Here is a 17591-nt window from a genome sequence, read left to right as displayed (position 1 = left end):
CATGTGGCAGGTGTGCACGGCGCGCCTGCCACACGGGCGCGTCTGCCCGAATTAACCTACGGACGTCAGTGGTGCGTCCACAGGTGGACAACACGTAGGTGGGGACGGGAGGTGATGACCGCGATGCCGAATTCGATCCTGTGGATCGGGTTGGTGGTGCTGTGGGTCTTCGTCCTGTTCCCGATCCTGGCGGACCGGCATCCCCGGATCCGCCGCACCACCGACGCCGCGCTCGCCACACGCGTGCTGCACCGTGGCGGGGCCGAACGGCGGATCCGCATCGGCGCGGCAGGCGGTCACGAGAGTGACCCCGACTATCGACCCCGTGTGTTGCGCAAGCGCTCCCACCGTACTGATTCGGAGGATCGGATGACGTCCGAAGACCCTGTCACCGACGATGACGACGAAAAGCTGACTCCCGCGGGAGAACTCGAAGCCACCGAGGTGGCCGTCGACGAACTCGACGACGCCGAGGAGTCCACCGCCCCTGCCGATCTCGACACCGACGAGACCGAAACGGAAGTGGCGGAGGAACTCTCCGACACCGCCGAGGACGAGCCCCCGCTCGCCGCGCGCATCCCACCCGCACCGCCTGCCCGCCTCGACGACCTCGTGGCCGATGCGGACGACGACACCGACTACGACGACGACTTCGTCCCGACCCGGCGCGGTCGCGGCGGCTACGACCCCGAAGCCGACGCCATCGCCCGTGCCGCCCGCTACAGCTTCCGCCAGCGGGCCGTCATGGGGCTGATCATCGCCGCGATCATGTTCGCCGCCTTCGGGCTGCTGCTGTCGTCGATGTTCTGGTGGGCGTGCGGGCTGTCCGCGGCCGTGCTGACGGGCTATCTGGCCTACCTGCGCAAGCAGGTCCACGTGGAGGAGGAGATCCGCCGCAGGCGCGCGGCGCGCCTGTCCCACGGCAAGCGTCCCGAGACCGACGAGGCCGCCCCCGAGGCGACCACCACCCGGCGCACGATGGACCGCGACACCGCCCGCGCCCTGCGTCGCCGTTCGACGCTGCTCGACACCGACGACGAGGATCCGAGGTTCGAGTACCTCGAGATCTTCGATCCGGCTACCTCACGCGCGCTTCGCCACCGGGTCGACGACCTCGGCCAAGCCGTCGGCGAGTAGCTCGGGTAACCACGCAAATCCGCAGGTCAGGATACCGATTCGGTATCGGGGCGCAACCCCTGATACAGTGTCACAGCGCGGTTCGCCAGAGCCGCACGGGGCTATAGCGCAGTTGGTAGCGCGTCTCGTTCGCATCGAGAAGGTCAGGGGTTCGATTCCCCTTAGCTCCACCCCCGAAGGGGCCCGGTCATCAGACCGGGCCTCTTTTTTCTTTGTCGAACAACGTAGACAACTCTATGCCCCGATAAATAGGGGCAGGCATTCGCCGCAATTTTATGCATGCTGAATTTTTGTGGAACGTAAATTGAAATCATCTATTTTCATGTCGATCCGGCCTCATCGTGTAACGCCGATCTCTATTACCGGCAACTAAAAGCTGTTCGCTATCGATTTCCGTCACATTTGCGGGCCGCCGGGGCCTGCATTACTGTTCGTGGAAAGTGATCCGAGCACGACCGTGGGCGTTGGTGCCCGTCGAGTTCGTTGCCGGGGAGGAAATCGGTTCATCAGCGAACAGGTGCGACACCATCCACGGGAAGATGGTTTCGACCGCATCTGTTGTTCGAATTATCAGGGGTTATTGGCATGACAGCGGTCGTTGCGGTTCGTACCGCTCCACAGGATCCACCGACTACCGAACCGACGTTCGCCTACCGTGGCGTGGCGGTGATCGCCGCGATCTCCGCGCTCGTGCTGACCGTGACCGCGGCGCGCTTCGACTTCTTCGGCGACGAGCTCTACTTCCTGTCCGCGGGACGCCGGCTGGACTACACCTACGCTGACCAGGGCGTCATCGTGCCCCTGTTCGCCTGGATGGCCGACCAGCTGGCGCCGGGATCTGTTACGGCGCTGCGGTTTCCGGCGGTGCTGATGTGTGTCGGCGCGATCGTGGTCTCGGCGCTGATCGCGTACGAGTTGCGGGCGAGTCACCGCGTCCAGCTGCTCGCCGCGTTCACCTACGCGACCTCCAATCTCGTTGCCACACAGGTGATCTTGAGCACCTTCGCCTTCGACGCAACCCTCACGGCGGTGATCACCTGGCTGCTGATCCGGTGGGTGCGCACCCGCCAGGACTGGTTGATCATCGTCGCGGGACTCGTTGCGGCCGTGGACATGCAGGTGAAATGGATGATCCCGATCGTCTGGGCCTGTCTGGGGCTGGCCGTGCTCGTGTGCGGTCCGCGCGAGGTGCTGCGGCGCCCGGCGCTGTGGGTGGCCAGTGCCGTTCTCGCGTTGTCGCTGGTGCCGATTCTGTTCTGGCAGTCCCAGCACAACTGGCCGCAGCTGGCGATGGGTTCGATCATCGCCGCCGAACAGGACGCCACCGGTTTCGGTCAGCTGGGATTCATTCCGCAGTGGCTCGGCCTGGCGAGTTTCCTCGGTGTTCTCCTGATGGTCATCGGATTCTGGGCCGTGTTCAAGCAGGAATCGCTGCGACCCTTTCGATTCATCCCGATCGCATTCCTGATCATGACCGCGTTCGTCATCATCACCCATGGTCGGCCCTATTATCCGACCGGTTTCTTTCCCGCCATGTTCGCCCTCGGTGCGGTGGGGCTGTGGCGCTACGACCGTAAACGGTGGATGAATATCGCGATGATTCCGATCGCCGCGGCGTCGGTGTTGGGATTCATCGTCTCCGTCACCGTCACGCCGCTGCCGTCGAGTTGGCGTTATCCCGCCGAGGACGCCATCGATCTCGGCATCCGCTCGGGCTTCTGGGGCACGACGAATTGGACGACCCTGGTCGCCGCCGTCGACACCGGCTACGACAAGCTCACGCCGCGGGAGAAGGCGAACTCCGCCGTCGTGGCCCAGGGCTACTGGCAGGCGGGCGCCGTCGAACAGTTCGGGGCGCGCTACGACCTGCCCGCCACCTTCAGCCCGAGCCGCGGTTTCGGCTTCTTCGGCCCGCCGCCGGACTCGGCGACCTCGGTCATCTACCTGGGCATGGACTCCGCCGAACCGCACCTGCGCGCCCGTTTCGACGAGGTCGAGCGCGTGGTGCACCTCGACGACCCGATGGGCATCCCCGGCATCGACCGGATGACCGCGATCTGGGTCTGCAAGGGCCCCAAGCAGCCGTGGTCGACCCTGTGGGACTCCATGACCACCCTCTACTTCGATCTCGGCGTCTGGCAGGACCACCGCGCCACCACCCGCCCCACCCACTGAGCCCACCGGGTCGGAAACGAACGAACCCCCGGCCGCCGAGGCGACCGGGGGTTCGTCGTGGGTGGGTCAGTTCTTGACCAGCTCCGGGGCTTCCGGTTCCACCGACGGGGCGGCGTGCGGGTCCGAGGCCGCCCGGTTGGGCAGCAGCAGCGCCAGCACGACCACCGCCACCGACAGCACGGCCGAGACCAGGAAGGCCAGGCGCATGCCGTCGAGCTCGGCGAAATCGGCCGGGGTGCCCTGATCGCGCAGCGTCGCACTGCGCGCCGACATCACCGTGATCACCAGCGCGGTGCCGAAGGCCGCCGCGACCTGCTGCAGGGTGCCCAGCATCGAGCTGCCGTGCGAGTACAGCTGCATCGGCAGCGCGCCAAGACCCAGCGTGAACACCGGCGTGAACGACGCGGCCAGCGAGAGCATCAGCAGGATGTGCAGGGCCAGCAGCACGGCGTACGGCGTGGTCATCGAGATCTGGGTGAACCCGAACAGCGCGACGGTGAGCCCGATCGAACCGGGGATCACCAGCGGCCGCCCGCCGAACTTGTCGAACAGCTTGCCGACGGTGGGGCCGAGCAGACCCATCGCCAGACCACCGGGCATCACCAGCAGACCGGTCTGCAACGGCGTCAGACCGCGCAGATTCTGCAGGTACAGCGGCAGCAGGATCATCGAGCCCATCATCGCCAGGAACGCGATGGACATGAGCACCAGCGCCTTGGTGTAGGTGCCCTGCAGCAGCACCCGCAGGTCCAGCAGCGGGGTGCCGGTGCGCTGCAGGTGGATCTGACGCCAGGCGAACGCCGCGATCAGCGCGATGCCGCCGGCGGTGATCGCCGTGGCGAGGGCGTAGCTGTCGCCGTGGAACTGGCTCAGGCCGTAGACCAGACCGCCGAAACCGAGCGCGGCCAGCGCGACGCTGGGCAGGTCGAGCTCACCGGGCTGCGGTTCGCCGATGTTCTCGAGCTGACGCAGACCCAGCCAGGTCACCAGACCGGCGATCGGCAGCATCACCACGAACAGCAGGCGCCACGCGTCGATGCCCGGCAGGTCGATCTGCAGGATCAGCCCGGCCACGAACGGGCCCATGGCGGGCGCGACCGAGATGGCCAGCATGACCCGCCCCATCACGCGACCACGGTCGTGTTCGGGCACGACGGTCATCAGGGTGGTCATCAGCAGCGGCATCATCACCGCGGTGCCGCCCGCCTGCACGACGCGGCCGATCAGCAGCACCGCGAAGGTGGGCGCCAGCGCCGAGATCACGGTGCCCGCGATGAACACGCCCATCGCGGTGGCGTAGGCCCGGCGGGTCGTGACGCGCTGCAGGAACCAGCCGGTGGTGGGGATGATGGCGGCCATCGTGAGCATGAACGCGGTGGAGACCCACTGCGCGGCGACCTCGGTGACGTGCAGGTCGGCCATCAGGCTCGGGATCGCGTTGATCATGATGGTCTCGTTGAGAATGACGACGAAGGTCGCCAGCACCAGCACGCTGATGACGGTCGGTGTCTTGCCCTTCGTCATCGGTGGGGCTATATCGGCTGGCATGGGGGGAACCTCCGGGGAGCATGGATTCAGGCAGGGCGTGAGCTGGGCACCCACAGCAGTGAAGACGGATTCCGTCGGTCCAACTCATCGAGCGTCGGCAAGTATTCCGATCACCTCCGACACAAATCATCTGATTTTCGGGGTCCGTAGCCATCGCTATGGGAACTGATCCGCAGGTCGGCGGGGTGTTGGATCGAATATCACGCCCGATGGTGAGCCTGGTCACTGTCCGATTCCGACTCGTGTCGTCCCGGTGTGTTCGCGGGTGTGACCCTCGCGCGGATGGGTATCAAGGACTGGTGACTGCATCGAGAACATGGCTTGCTGTGGTGTGCGCGATCATCGCCGCGATGGGTGGGGCCACGGCGTCGGCGGATCCGGGGGCGCATGTGGCCGGGGAGGTGCCGCTGGGTGGGCGGTCGGCCCAGATCGATGTGTACTCGCCCGCGATGGGTCGGGTCATCCAGAACAAGGTGATCAAGGCGGCGGGCGCGGGCGCGCCCACGCTGTACCTGCTCACCGGCGCGGGCGGCGGGGCCGACGGGATCTCCTGGTGGGACAACACCGACGTGCGGCACTTCTTCGCCGACAAGTTCGTCAATGTGGTGATGCCGGTCGGCGGCGCGTTCACGCTCTACACCGACTGGATCTCCGATGATCCCGGCATGGGCCGGGTGCGCTGGGAGACCTACCTGACCCAGGAGCTACCGGGGGTGATCGACGGCGCGCTCGGCGCCAGCGGCCGCAACGCCATCGCCGGTGTGTCGATGAGCGCGGCCTCCGCGCTGGACCTGGCCATTCAGAGCGGCCCGCGCTTCTCGGCCGTGGCGGCGTTGAGTGGGTGCCCGTGGGCGGCGGACCCGCTGGGGATCGCGATGGCCAGCGCGCAGGCGGTGCGCGGCGGCGGAAACCCCGGCAACATGTGGGGCTTCCCCGGCGGCCCCGGCTGGCGTGCGCACGATGTGTTCGCCAACGCGGGACGCCTGGCGGGCAAGACCATCTTCCTGTCCGCCGCGACGGGCCTGCCCGGCCCCAAGGACCGTGGCATGCCGATGCCGCCGATCGAAACCCTCGCCGGCGCCTGCACCGCGGCCTTCGCCGGCCGCCTCGGCCAACTGGGCATCCCGGCCGTGCACGTGCACCGGCCGACCGGCTCGCACACCTGGGGCCAGTTCGAAGCCGACCTGCACGAGGCCTGGCCGCACCTGGCCGCCGCTATCGGATAACCGCCACCGGCACGGTCGCCGTCCGACCTCGGCGACACGACCACGGCAACGCCGCGATCCCGACGAACTGCCACCCCGCCGGACCGTACTCGGGGCGCTCGGAGCACCGCCGACGCCCACCGGCGTCCTCGCGGCTGTAGTTGCCCGCCGCCCACAGAGTGTCGAATCGGCCCGTGGTGGTGGTCGTTTGTCCAGCTCAGCTGCGGTGCGGTGGGAGTTTGATAGCATGGCGCAACCGAGCAGGACCCTTCGAGAGAGTCGTCAATTGCAGTTCGAAATCGTCGAGCGGGACGAGACCTGGGTGGCCGGTCTGCCGGTCCGCAGTCCCAAACGCGCACTCGGTGAGCTGCGCGACCGAGACCTCGAGGCCGCCTGGTCGGCAGTGCTGCATCAGGACCTCGGCGGTCCGCTGGCCAGCGCCTATACCGATTACACCGGTGAGCTCAGCACCTACAACACCCAGATCGTCGGCTACCGGTGCGATTCGCTCGACCAGGTCACCCGCGGTCACCTGGCGGCCCGGCTCCCGCGCGGCACCTACGCCCGCTTCTCCTCGGTCGGTAACTTCCCGCAGGTGATGACCGATTTGTGGACCCAGATCGCCTACGCCGAAGAGCACAACCAGATCAAGCGCACCTTCACCGGCGACTTCGAGTGCTACCCGCACGCCTACAAGATCGACCTCTACCTGGCAGTAGACCCGCGATGACCTATTCGATCGTGGTGCGCGGCGCCGCGCTGTACGGCGGGCTGGCCGTGCCGAGGGTGCATCCGAGCTTCAAGGTGAGCAACAGCGACCTGATCGAGTTCCTCAAGGACCGCCTGCGCGACCGCCCCACCGGCGGCGAACCGCTGCACACCGTCTACGTCCCCGATCCGGCGGGCAACTGGAACGCCCTGGTCGCGCGCGAATACGCCACCCCCGACGCGGTGCCCGTCGGCGATCTCATGCTGCGCGTGCCCAAGGGCATCTACGCGCGCTTCGCCCCCAACGGCGACTACCACGACCCGGTCGAGGACGTCTGGGCCCAGGTCGACGACGCGACCGCCTCGGCCGAGATCTCGCGCGCCTACCGCGAGGAGATCGAGGTGTGGCACGGCCCGCACCGGGTCGAGCTGTTCATCTCCATCACCGTGGATAGCTGAAAATTAGCCGAATCCGAACCGATTGGTTTGCAATCCGGTAACTTCACTGTCATGACCTAGTCTGACCTGCGGTTATTTCAACTGGCTCAGAAGGTTTCCGAGAAATTAGCCACTCGTCTGGTGCAATCTCCGCCGATGACGGATACTGCACCTGTTGGCATCGGTAGGAAGCCGACCGCGTACGGGCGTTGAGCACGGAGTAGGAACACGATGGCTGTCGAGATCATGCGAGCTGGAGTGGGGTTGCGCAGCATTCACCGTGGCGGGTCGGCCCGCTAGATGATCGAACCGGATTATCCGGCGATGGACCATCGCCCCCTCGTGCTCGACCCTGCCGTCCCCGTCGACGCGGCCACCGTGCGGCGGTTGCGCGCCACCCCCGGCGTCATCACCGAAGACCTGCGCGACGGCATGCGCGCCGAGCTGAACCGGCTCATCGGCGCCCCCGCTGGCATCGATCCCATCGAGGAACGCTGGGTCTACTACCCGTGGCGCCGCGCGATCGTCGCGGTGCTCGGCCCCGACGCCTTCCGCGCGATCCGCTCCGATCGCAACCGCAACAAGCTCACCAGGGACGAACAGCGCCGCCTCGCCCGCCTGACCGTCGGCGTCGTCGGCCAGAGCGTCGGCCACTCGGTCGCCCACACCCTCGCTATGGAAGGCTCGTGCGGGCTGCTGCGGCTGGCCGATTTCGACAGCATCGAACTGTCGAACCTGAACCGCGTGCCCGGCGGACTGTTCGACGTCGGCGTGAACAAATGCGTGGTCACCGCCCGCCGAATCGCCGAACTCGACCCCTTCCTGCCGGTCGAGATCTGGCCCGCGGGCGTCATGGCCGACACCGTCGACGAGTTCCTCGACGGCATCGCGGTGGTCATCGAGGAATGCGATTCCCTCGACATCAAATTCGCGGTGCGCGACGCCGCGCGCCGTCGCCAGATCCCGCTGCTGATGGAAACCAGCGACCGCGGCCTGTTCGACGTGGAGCGCTACGACCTCGAACCGGACCGCGCACCCTTCCACGGCCTGCTCGGCGCCACCACCGGCGCCCAACTCGCCGGACTCGACACCAGGGCGAAGGCGCCGCACGTGCTGCGCATCCTCGATCCGGGCAGGCTCTCGTCGCGGATGGCGGCCAGCCTCGCCGAGATCGACGAGACCATCACCACCTGGCCCCAACTCGGCAGCGAGGTCCAGCTCGGCGCCGCGATCGTGGCCGCCGCCGTGCGCAGGATCGGCCTCGGCGTCAAGCTCTCCTCCGGGCGAACCCGCGTCGACCTCGCCGCCGCGCTGGATTCCCTCGCCGAGCCCGACTTCGTCGACGAGGGCATCGACACGGCGGGCGACGAGCACGTCGAGCCACCGCCGAGCAACCGCGTCGAGGCGATCATCGCCTGTGCGCAGCGCGCGCCGTCGGGCGGCAATGCGCAGCCGTGGCGGATGCGCGGCGACAACGACATGATCGAGATCGCCCTCGATCCGACGGCGACGACCGCGATGGACATCCGCCTGCGCGGCAGTGCCGTCGCGGTGGGCGCCGCGCTGCACAACGCCGCGGCGGCCGCCGCCGCGCACGGTCGCCGCACCGCGCGGACACTGACCGTCGACGACCCCGCCGCGCCCCTGATCGCCCGATTGCGTTTGAGCCACGGCGCCGACCCCGACCTCGCCGCCGACTTCCCACTGGCCCTGTCCCGTCACACCAACCGCCGCCTCGGCATGGCGATGCCACTGCCCGACACCGTGATTCCCGCGCTGACCGACGCCGCGGGCGCCGAGCGGGCGAGCGTTCACGCGATCACCGGCACCGAGGAACTGGCAGAAGCCGCGCTGCTGCTCGGCGCGAGCGACCGCGTCCGCTACCTCACCCCCCAACTGCACGAGCAGTTCTACGCCGAATTGCGCTGGCCCGGTGAGGATCTGCGCACCGGCATCGACGTGCGAACACTCGAACCCGCACCCGACGAACTCGCCAAGCTTCGGGTCGGGCGTCGCGCCGATGTGATGGACCGATTGCGCGAATGGTCGGCCGGTTCGGCACTCGGCGAATTCACCGTCGACCGGGTGCGGGCCAGCTCGGCACTGGTCGCGATCACCGTCACCGCCGCCGACGGCGAGCCCGATCTCGCCGCCTACGCGCGCGGCGGCGCCGCACTGGAAAGAGTGTGGCTACGTGCGCAACTGCTCGGTCTTGCGGTGCAACCGGTGTCGCCGGTGTTCCTCTATGCCGACCGGCACGATGATTTGCGCAGCGTTTCTCCCGAGTTCACAGATACACTTGCCAGCATTCAGCGGCGTTTCCTGGACCTGATGGGAATCGCTGACGATGAGAACGTGGCATTGGTTCTTCGTCTGAGCTACGCCGCGGCCGCGAGCGCTCGCAGCCGACGGTTGCCGATGCGGCAGTAGGACGCACAAGAAACGACGGATAGCGCGGATCGGAGAAAACGTGCCTCGGCAAACGCTCGACTCACTGGTGACGCAGGTCGCCTCCGAGTTGATGGGTGTCGACGCCACGACGATGGTGGCGGCGAGTGAGCGGGTACTCGCGTCCCTGGTCGAGCACTTCGATGTCGACGTCAGCTACCTGCGCCATACCGACCGGGCGCGGCGCGCCACCGTGCTCGTCGCGGAGTGGCCGCCGCGTGTCGGCGTCCCCGAGCCCGACCCGCTGCGCGTGGTGGAATTCGAGCACGCCGACTCGGTGTTCCGTGCACTCGAGAACGCGGTCGAACCGCTGATCGTGCGCCCTGGCACCGACAGCGCCGACTACCAGGAGACGATCCGCAAGTCCGCGGGCGTGCCCGAGGTGGCGATGGCGTGCGTGCCGCTGGTCTCGCGCGGGGAGTCCACCGGGGTGCTCGGCTTCGTGAAGATGGGCGACCGGGCCTGGAGCAAACGCGAGCTCAACGTCCTCAAGGCCATCGCCGCGCTGTTCGCGCAATTGCAGGCGCGGGTGGTCGCCGAGGAGAAGCTGCGCTACATCGCCCTGCACGACGACCTGACCGGGCTGGCCAACCGCCGCGCCCTGCTCGAATACATGGAGCAGCGCTTACAGGTGGGCAATTCCGGCCCCGTCGCGACGTTCTTCCTCGATCTGGACCGCCTCAAGGCGCTCAACGACTTCCTCGGCCACAGCGCGGGCGACAACTTCATCCGCACGCTGGCGCGCCGATTGCAGCACAACCTCGATCCCGCCGACATGATCGCCCGCCTCGGCGGCGACGAGTTCGTGATCGTGCCCGCCGCCCCGATGGACGCCGTGGCCGCTGAACTGGAGGCCACCCGCATCCAGCAGCTCATCGGCCGCCGGGTCACCGTCGGCCAGGAATCGGTCAGCCGTGGGGTGAGTGTCGGTGTCGCCCTTGGTATTCCGGGCGAGACCTCGGTGTCGGACGTGCTGCGTCGCGCCGATCACGCCCTGCTCTCGGCCAAATCCGGCGGCGGCAACGGGGTGGCGGTGTTCACCGACGCCATGCGCGCCCAGTTCGAACTCCAGGACGACGTGGAGTTGAACCTGCGCAGCGCGGTCTCCGACGGTTCGCTGGTCCTGCACTATCAGCCCGAGGTCGACCTGCGCACCGGCCGCATCGTGGCACTGGAAGCACTGGTGCGCTGGCAGCATCCCACCCGTGGCCTCCTACCGCCCGGCGCGTTCGTCTCGGTGGCCGAGGCGACCAATCTGGCCGGTGAGCTCGGACGGTGGGTGATCCGTTCGGCCTGTTCGCAATTCGCGCAGTGGCGGGATCGCGGACTGGCCGCGAACGTGGTGATCAGGATCAATGTCTCACCGGTGCAGTTGGTTTCGGCCGACTTCGTCGAACGCATCGAGGACATCCTTCGCCTGTTCCGCATCGACGGCAGTTCGGTCTGCCTCGAGATCACCGAACACGTTGTGGTGCAAGACCTCGTGCGCACCCGCCTCACCCTGCGCGGGCTCAAGCGCATGGGCGTGCAGATCGCCATCGACGACTTCGGCACCGGCTACAGCTCGCTGTCGCACCTCAAGGCCCTGCCGGTGGACGCGGTGAAGATCGACCGCGGTTTCGTGCAGCGCCTCGGCGACAGTAACGACGACCTCGCCATCGTGAAATCCATTATCGGACTTGCCGGTTCGTTCGGGCTCGGCGTAGTCGGCGAGGGTGTGGAGACCGCGATGGCGGCGCGCACGCTCGTCGGTCTCGGCTGCTACCGCGCCCAGGGCTTCCTGATCGCCCGGCCGATGCCCGCCGACGAGGTCGAAGCACAGTTACGCGAGGGGCGCATCCCGCTCGACCTCGACCTGCCCCGCGCGGGCCGTGGCGTGGCGCCGAACTGAACGCGGACATGTCTCAGGGCCGATGGCTGCTGGTGGAGACCCTGACCGGGGATCTCGAGCCCACCCTCGTCGCCGAGGACGAACAGTCCAAGCCATGGCACGCCCCGGCCCGACTGCGCCGGCGATTCGGGCCCGCGCAGGCCGAACTCGTCACCGAGGCGGTGCGGCGTTGCGCGGCGGGCGGGGAATCCGAGCGCACCGTCGCCGGGGACATCGTGCTCGTGGCCGAACCCGTGCGCTGCCCGTTCGACGGCGTCCACGGCGTGCAGATCTGGCTCGGCCCGGCCCACTCGCCGGTCGCCCCGCGTCGACGGGTCGCCGCGTGGGACTGGGACGCGGTCACCGAATTAGCCCACCACGGACCGGGTTTGGAGGAACTCGTCTTCGCCAGAGCGCCCGAGGACGTGCGCGTGGTCCGCACCCCACCCGACGCGTTCGGCCGCATGGTCCGCTTCGACGGCCGCGTCGACTACTTCGCCATGGTCGGCACACTGGAACCCGGCGGCCACTGGCAGGGCCAGGTCGACATGCTCGGCGACGACGACGGCGTGCGCCGATTCCAGATGGTGACCAGGGCCCGGCCCGACCAGCGCCGGATCAGCGGCCTGATGCACGCCATCCCCGAACTCGACGACGACGCCGCCGAGGTCGACCCCGCGGTGGTGATGTTGCGCGCGGTCTCCCAACGCAGCGGCGTCGGCGTCGGCCTGATCCTGCTGGCGAGCGGACTCATCTACGAATGGGCGGGCGAACCCCCACCACCGCTGGACCGCTGGGCGGTCGAACGGCCCACCATCGACCCCGCCGACTCGGCCGCCCTGCACGACGCCTGCGCCGAGGCCGCCGCCCGACCCGGCACCTCACACACGCTCACGCTGCGGGTGCGGTTCGCACAGGGGGAGTGGATCCGCGCGCGGGCCGAACTGGTCACGATCACGACCGCGGCGACCGGGCACGGGTTGTTGCGGGTGTGGGCCGACGGAGACGACCAGGTCTGAGGTGGGCGTTGTCGGGTTCGGCGGCCGCGACCGCGCAAGCTCGGCGCCCTGGGCTCGGCCCGGGTTCGGCGCATCTTTCGCCGCTGTTCACCCGACGTTCCTCGGACAGGACCCGAGGCGCTGGACGATCGGCGGGTGCGCATCGTGCAGCTAGCCAATTTCTACGGTCCGCGATCGGGCGGATTGCGCACCGCCCTGCACCATCTCGGCGCCGGATACGTCGCCGCGGGCCACGAGGTGGTGCTGATCGTGCCGGGCGCGCGCCGTCGCGAAGAGGTCCTCCCGACCGGCGCCTTGCGAATCACCTTGCCCGCGTTGGGAATTCCGTGGACCGGCGGCTACCGCGCCGCGGACCCCCGTCGCGTCGCCGACGTACTGTCCGGCCTGTCCCCGGACGTGCTCGAGGTGTCCGACCGGCTCACCCTGCGCGGTTTCGGCCGCTGGGCCCGGCGACGCGGCGTGAGCAGCGTGATGATCTCGCACGAACGCCTCGACCGGCTGCTCGGCCAGGTCCTGCCCCGCCCGGCCGCCCGGCACTGCGCCGACCTCGCCAACCGGCGCACCGCCGAGGACTACGACATGGTCGTGTGCACCACCGATTTCGCGCGCGAGGAGTTCCTGCGGATCGGCGCGACCAACGTGGAACTGGTGCCGCTCGGCGTCGACCTCGACCTGTTCAACCCCCACCGCCACGACCCCGCCCTGCGCGCCGACCTCGGCGTGGCCGGGTACCCGCTGCTCGTGCACTGCGGACGCCTGTCGGTGGAGAAACGCGTCGACCGCAGCATCGAGGCGATCGGCGCCCTGCACCGCACCGGCGTCCCCGCCCGCCTGGTGGTCGCCGGCGACGGCCCCCGCCGCGACTCCCTCGAACGCCGCGCCCGCACCCTGCCGACCCTGCCCGGCGGCGAACCCGCCATCCACTTCACCGGCTTCATCAACGACCGCGCCCAGGTCGCGAAACTCCTCGCCACCGCCGACGTCTCCCTGGCCCCCGGCCCCCACGAAACCTTCGGCCTGGCCGCCCTCGAGGCCCTCGCCACCGGCACCCCCGTGGTAGCCAGCCGCTCCTCGGCCCTGGCCGACATCGTCACCACCGACTGCGGCGCCATCGCCGCCGACCGCCCCCGAGCCTTCGCTCGAGCCATCACCGAAGTCCTGGCCCTACCCACCCCCGCCCGCCGCCGAGCCGCCCGCACCCGCGCCGAACAATTCAGCTGGCCCCGCTCCGTCGCCGGAATGCTCGCGGTGTTGGGCAGGTGAGTGGGGCGGCGAGGTCGGCAACGAGCGCGGTCCTCGCCGAGCAGGTGCGACAAGGTTCTCCCAGCCGCCGGATCTCGGTGATTGCGCAGCAGATCCGGCGGACAGGATGGCAGAGGTGGGTAACTCCGACCCCGACGCGTTGACGGCAGCAGCCGCCACAGCGATTCCCAGGGTCGTGCTGTCCCTCGGCAAAGCATCGAAAGAGTGGACGGCAGGCTGAGAATCCCGGCGGCCGAGGCGATCGTGTGGGCAGGATATGGTCCGGTCAACTGGCCAGCTCAGCGGTCTGCCGTGATGGTGCAAGCCCCCGTCGCGCTGTCACCGAAGGACTCGCAGTCCAGGGGGTGATGCGCAGAATCTCAGCTGAGGGTGTCCTCGATGCTGGTAGCGACCAGAATCTGATCGGTCCACCGCTCCAACTCCACCGAGCTGGCCGCCCGAACTCGAGCAATCACCGACTCGGGAACCTCGCCGAACTTGCGAGCGAGCTGTCGAAGCAAGGTTTCGGCTTGGCCCTTCACGTAGCCCGACGCCGCACCACGGGCTTCCCCGCGGGCTTCGCCGCGCGCTTCGAGTTTCTCCGCCGTAGTCACGATGACCTCCTTCGCCTGCGTTCCCAGCTGATCGAGCAACGGATCGAACCCCGGAGAATCCAACGCGCCGCGGGCTTCCCGGATCACTTGCGCGTACGCCTCGGCGAGTGGGCTGTAGAGGCCGTTTTCCTCGGCGTCGCGGACTAGTTCGATTCCACTAGTTCCATGCTCCCAGCAGCGTGGTCGCCTCCGCGCCGAGAGCTGCCTGAAGGAATGGCCCGAAGCTGATTCGGGCGACGCCCAATTCGGCGAAGTGGGCTTTGGCCGGGGTGGTGGGTTGGCCGATGGCGTTGACCGGGAGGGGGAGTTCGGTGGTGAGGCGGCGCAGGTCGGCGTCGGGGTGTTTGCCGACGGGGTAGAGGACGTCGGCGCCCGCTTCGGCGGCCAGGGTGAGGCGGGCGATGGCGCGGTCGAGGCGGTCGGATTCGTCGCCGTCGGCGCGGAGGAACAGGTCGGTGCGGGCGTTGATCACCACGTGCACGCCCGCGGCGTCGGCGGCTTCGCGCAGACCGCGGACCAGGTCGGCGTGTTCGGCGGGGGTGCGCAGGCGCTTGCCCTCGCTGTGGACGGTGTCCTCGATGTTGAGGCCGACGGCGCCCGCGGCGAGCAGCCCGTCGATGAGTTGCAGCGGTTCGAGTCCGTAGCCGGATTCGATGTCGACCGAGACCGGAACCTCGACCGCGGCGCTCACCTGCCGGACTCGGGTGAGCAGTTCGTCGAAACTCATCCCCTCGCCATCGGGACGCCCGATCGAGTCGGCGACCGGATGGCTGCCCATCGTCAACCCCGAAAACCCGGCCGCCACGGCGACATTCGCCGACCACGCGTCCCATACGGTCGGGAGCACCACCGGATCTCCGGGGCGGTGCAGCGCGAGCAGGGTCTTGGCGGCGGCGTCGAGTGAAGTCATACCGCGATGATGCCCGAGCTATATGACAACCATCAGACGCATCCGGATTTCGGCGGGCAGTTCAGATGCACATCGAGTACTCGCGCGCCCGGCCCCTCCGCGCCGAGTCGGTCGTGTTCGTTGACGAGTTTGCAGGAGCCGAGCGAGAGGCAGCCGCAGCCGATGCAGCCGGTCAGGTTGTCGCGCAGGCGCACGAGCTGGGTGATGCGGTCGTCGAGATCGGCGCGCCAGGTGGTGGAGAGGGTCTCCCAGTCGCGGCGGGTGGGGGTGCGTCCTTCGGGCAGTCGATCCAGGGCCGAACGAATCTCACTGAGTGGGATTCCGACGCGTTGGGAGATGCGGATGAAGGCGACCCGGCGCAATGTTTCGCGCGAATACCGACGTTGATTGCCGCTGGTTCGACGACTCGATATGAGACCTTCGCGTTCGTAGAAGTGCAACGCGGACACTGCAACTCCACTACGATCGGAAAGCTGCCCGGGGGTCAGCTCCTTGGTTTGCCAATCGGCCGTCGTCATGTGTAGCTCCTCCCACATCCACCCTCAACAATACTTCAGGTATTCGTGTCGTGTACGAAAATCGGGCGGACTGCGCGGGCGCTGCCGGGGTCGCGCGCCAGGGCGGTTGCGGGTCGCACGTGCCGACCTGGCGTTCTCGCATTACATTTTGCGAATGGGAACTGCCCCCGACACGCGCCTGACCGTGACCTCCGAGGTCGGTCCGCTCCGTACGGTGCTCTTGCACCGACCCGGTGCCGAACTCCGTCGCCTCACCCCGAGCAACAACGACCAACTGCTTTTCGACGGCATCCCCTGGGTCGAGCGCGCGCAGGCCGAACACGACGCCTTTGCCACCGTACTGCGCGAGCGGGGTGTGGAAGTGCTGTTACTGGCAGATTTGCTGACCGAAACCCTCAGTGCCAGTGGGGCAGCCAGGATTCAGGGCATCTCGGCCGCCGTCGACGCGCGCAGGCTCGGCCACGATCTGGCCGACCAACTCGCCGCCGAACTGCGCAAGGTCGACGCCCCCGCGCTCGCCGAGATCCTGATGGCGGGCATGACCTTCGACGAGCTGCCCTTCGGCGCCGACACCACCTCGCTGGTGCGGCGGATGCACCACGGCGGCGATTTCGTCATCGATCCGCTGCCGAATCTGCTGTTCACCCGCGATTCCTCGTTCTGGGTCGGCCCCAAGGTGGCGATCACCTCGCTGGCCCTGCCCGCCCGCAGCCGCGAGACCTCGCTCACCGATCTGGTCTACGCGTTCCATCCGCGTTTCCTCGGCGTGCGCCGGGCCTACGAGTCCCACACCGCGCCGATCGAGGGCGGCGATGTGCTGCTGCTCGCGAAAGGTGTTGTGGCCGTTGGTGTCGGCGAACGCACGACTCCGGCCGGCGCGGAAGCGTTGGCGCGCAGCCTGTTCGCCGATGATCTGGCCCACACGGTGCTGGTGGTGCCGATCGCGCAGACCCGCGCGACCATGCACCTCGACACCGTCGCCACCATGGTCGACACCGACGCGATGGTCATGTACCCCGGCGTGCGGGAGTCGTTGCGGGCGTTCACGATCCACCGGGAGAACGACGCGGGCACCGCGATCGGCATCACCGGACCGGAGCCGTTTCTCGAGGCGGCCGCCAAGGCCATGGGAATTCCGAAGCTGCGCGTGATCGACACCGGCGCCGACGGGCCCACCGCCGAACGCGAACAGTGGGACGACGGGAACAACACCCTCGCCCTCGCACCCGGCGTCGTCGTCGCCTACGAACGCAACGAGCACACCAACGCCCGCCTGGCCGCCGAGGGCATCGAGGTCCTCACCATCAGCGGCTCCGAACTCGGCTCCGGCCGCGGCGGCCCGCGCTGCATGTCCTGCCCGCTGTCCCGAGACGAGGTCTGATGTTCCACGTCGAGCTGTCCAGCGATTCCGCGCAGCCGCCCTTCGAACAGCTGCGGATGGCGGTGATCGAACAGGTCCGCGCGGGCACCCTCACCGCGGGCACCAAGATCCCCACCGTCCGCGCGCTGGCCGCCGACCTCGGCATCGCCCCCAACACCGTCGCCCGCGCCTACCGCGAACTCGAAGCCGACGGCGTCGTCGAAACCCGCGGCCGCCAGGGCTCTTTCATCGCCTCCTCCGGCGACCCCACCCGCGACATCGCCAGCCGCGCCGCCGTCGACTACGTCACGACGATCCGACGACTGGGTCTCGAGGACGACGACGCGGTCGAGTTCGTCCAACGAGTTCTCAACACCTGACCAACACAAGCGCGGGGGT

15 protein-coding genes and 1 tRNA gene are annotated in these 17591 nt (G+C 68.4%); 12 read left to right on the top strand and 4 right to left on the bottom strand.

The window, feature by feature from the left end; translation table 11 throughout:
- The first annotated feature begins 123 nt into the window (after window positions 1–123).
- The 3 genes from sepX to ACFP3H_RS24215 all read left to right on the top strand — a co-directional run bounded on the left by sepX (window position 124) and on the right by ACFP3H_RS24215 (window position 3312).
- Window positions 124–1137, top strand: a complete 1014-nt coding sequence (sepX, locus tag ACFP3H_RS24225) for a divisome protein SepX/GlpR (protein ID WP_378609397.1) — start codon at window positions 124–126, stop codon at window positions 1135–1137.
- 97 nt (window positions 1138–1234) lie between these two features.
- Window positions 1235–1307: transfer RNA gene (locus ACFP3H_RS24220), tRNA-Ala, on the top strand.
- A gap of 415 nt (window positions 1308–1722) precedes the next feature.
- Complete coding sequence (locus ACFP3H_RS24215) at window positions 1723–3312, top strand: ArnT family glycosyltransferase (protein ID WP_378609396.1); 1590 nt, start codon at window positions 1723–1725, stop codon at window positions 3310–3312.
- A gap of 66 nt (window positions 3313–3378) precedes the next feature.
- Here the strand turns inward: ACFP3H_RS24215 and ACFP3H_RS24210 are convergent, their stop codons facing one another.
- The gene (locus tag ACFP3H_RS24210; protein WP_378609394.1) at window positions 3379–4836 is read right to left on the bottom strand and encodes an MDR family MFS transporter; all 1458 of its coding nucleotides are present in this window, start codon (window positions 4834–4836) and stop codon (window positions 3379–3381) included.
- Between the two features lie 374 nt (window positions 4837–5210).
- Between ACFP3H_RS24210 and ACFP3H_RS24205 the strand changes: the two genes are divergently transcribed.
- The 7 genes from ACFP3H_RS24205 (at window position 5211) to ACFP3H_RS24175 (ending at window position 13811) form a co-directional block, all read left to right on the top strand.
- Window positions 5211–6086 carry an alpha/beta hydrolase gene (locus tag ACFP3H_RS24205; protein ID WP_378609586.1) on the top strand — a complete coding sequence of 292 codons (876 nt, stop codon included), beginning with the start codon at window positions 5211–5213 and terminating at the stop codon, window positions 6084–6086.
- A gap of 265 nt (window positions 6087–6351) precedes the next feature.
- Window positions 6352–6795 (top strand): GyrI-like domain-containing protein, encoded by a 444-nt coding sequence (locus ACFP3H_RS24200; protein ID WP_378609392.1) that lies wholly within the window; start codon window positions 6352–6354, stop codon window positions 6793–6795.
- Window positions 6792–7232 (top strand): AraC family transcriptional regulator, encoded by a 441-nt coding sequence (locus ACFP3H_RS24195; RefSeq protein WP_378609391.1) that lies wholly within the window; start codon window positions 6792–6794, stop codon window positions 7230–7232. Before ACFP3H_RS24200 ends, ACFP3H_RS24195 begins: the two co-directional genes overlap by 4 nt.
- 303 nt (window positions 7233–7535) lie before the next feature.
- A complete protein-coding gene (locus ACFP3H_RS24190) occupies window positions 7536–9641 on the top strand; it encodes an Rv1355c family protein (RefSeq protein ID WP_378609389.1) in 2106 nt (701 codons plus the stop codon).
- A 91-nt stretch (window positions 9642–9732) separates the two neighbouring features.
- Window positions 9733–11550, top strand: coding sequence for a putative bifunctional diguanylate cyclase/phosphodiesterase (locus ACFP3H_RS24185; protein WP_378609584.1), 1818 nt, complete (start codon window positions 9733–9735; stop codon window positions 11548–11550).
- 8 nt (window positions 11551–11558) lie between these two features.
- A complete protein-coding gene (locus ACFP3H_RS24180; protein ID WP_378609388.1) occupies window positions 11559–12548 on the top strand; it encodes a GAF domain-containing protein in 990 nt (329 codons plus the stop codon).
- A gap of 135 nt (window positions 12549–12683) precedes the next feature.
- Window positions 12684–13811 (top strand): glycosyltransferase, encoded by a 1128-nt coding sequence (locus ACFP3H_RS24175; RefSeq protein WP_378609386.1) that lies wholly within the window; start codon window positions 12684–12686, stop codon window positions 13809–13811.
- 359 nt (window positions 13812–14170) lie between these two features.
- On the opposite strand, the gene ACFP3H_RS24170 is transcribed toward ACFP3H_RS24175, so the two are convergent.
- The 3 genes from ACFP3H_RS24170 to soxR form a co-directional block, all read right to left on the bottom strand.
- Window positions 14171–14404 (bottom strand): DUF4351 domain-containing protein, encoded by a 234-nt coding sequence (locus ACFP3H_RS24170; RefSeq protein ID WP_378609385.1) that lies wholly within the window; start codon window positions 14402–14404, stop codon window positions 14171–14173.
- A 157-nt stretch (window positions 14405–14561) separates the two neighbouring features.
- Window positions 14562–15314 (bottom strand): isocitrate lyase/PEP mutase family protein, encoded by a 753-nt coding sequence (locus tag ACFP3H_RS24165; RefSeq protein WP_378609383.1) that lies wholly within the window; start codon window positions 15312–15314, stop codon window positions 14562–14564.
- A 32-nt stretch (window positions 15315–15346) separates the two neighbouring features.
- On the bottom strand, window positions 15347–15832 hold the full coding sequence (gene soxR / locus ACFP3H_RS24160; RefSeq protein ID WP_378609382.1) for a redox-sensitive transcriptional activator SoxR: 486 nt from the start codon (window positions 15830–15832) through the stop codon (window positions 15347–15349).
- 154 nt (window positions 15833–15986) lie between these two features.
- Here soxR and arcA point away from each other — a divergent pair, with 154 nt between their 5' ends.
- Both arcA and ACFP3H_RS24150 read left to right on the top strand, forming a co-directional pair.
- Window positions 15987–17213: an arginine deiminase gene (gene arcA / locus ACFP3H_RS24155; protein WP_378609380.1), complete on the top strand. Its 1227-nt coding sequence runs from the start codon at window positions 15987–15989 to the stop codon at window positions 17211–17213.
- Window positions 17213–17572, top strand: a complete 360-nt coding sequence (locus ACFP3H_RS24150) for a GntR family transcriptional regulator (RefSeq protein ID WP_378609379.1) — start codon at window positions 17213–17215, stop codon at window positions 17570–17572. Before arcA ends, ACFP3H_RS24150 begins: the two co-directional genes overlap by 1 nt.
- The last annotated feature ends 19 nt before the right edge of the window (window positions 17573–17591 follow it).

The sequence above is a fragment of the Nocardia lasii genome (assembly GCF_042658545.1).
Taxonomy (GTDB): Bacteria; Actinomycetota; Actinomycetes; order Mycobacteriales; family Mycobacteriaceae; genus Nocardia; species Nocardia lasii.
Note: the sequence above shows the minus strand (reverse complement) of the source record. Positions and strands in the feature narration are given on the sequence as shown.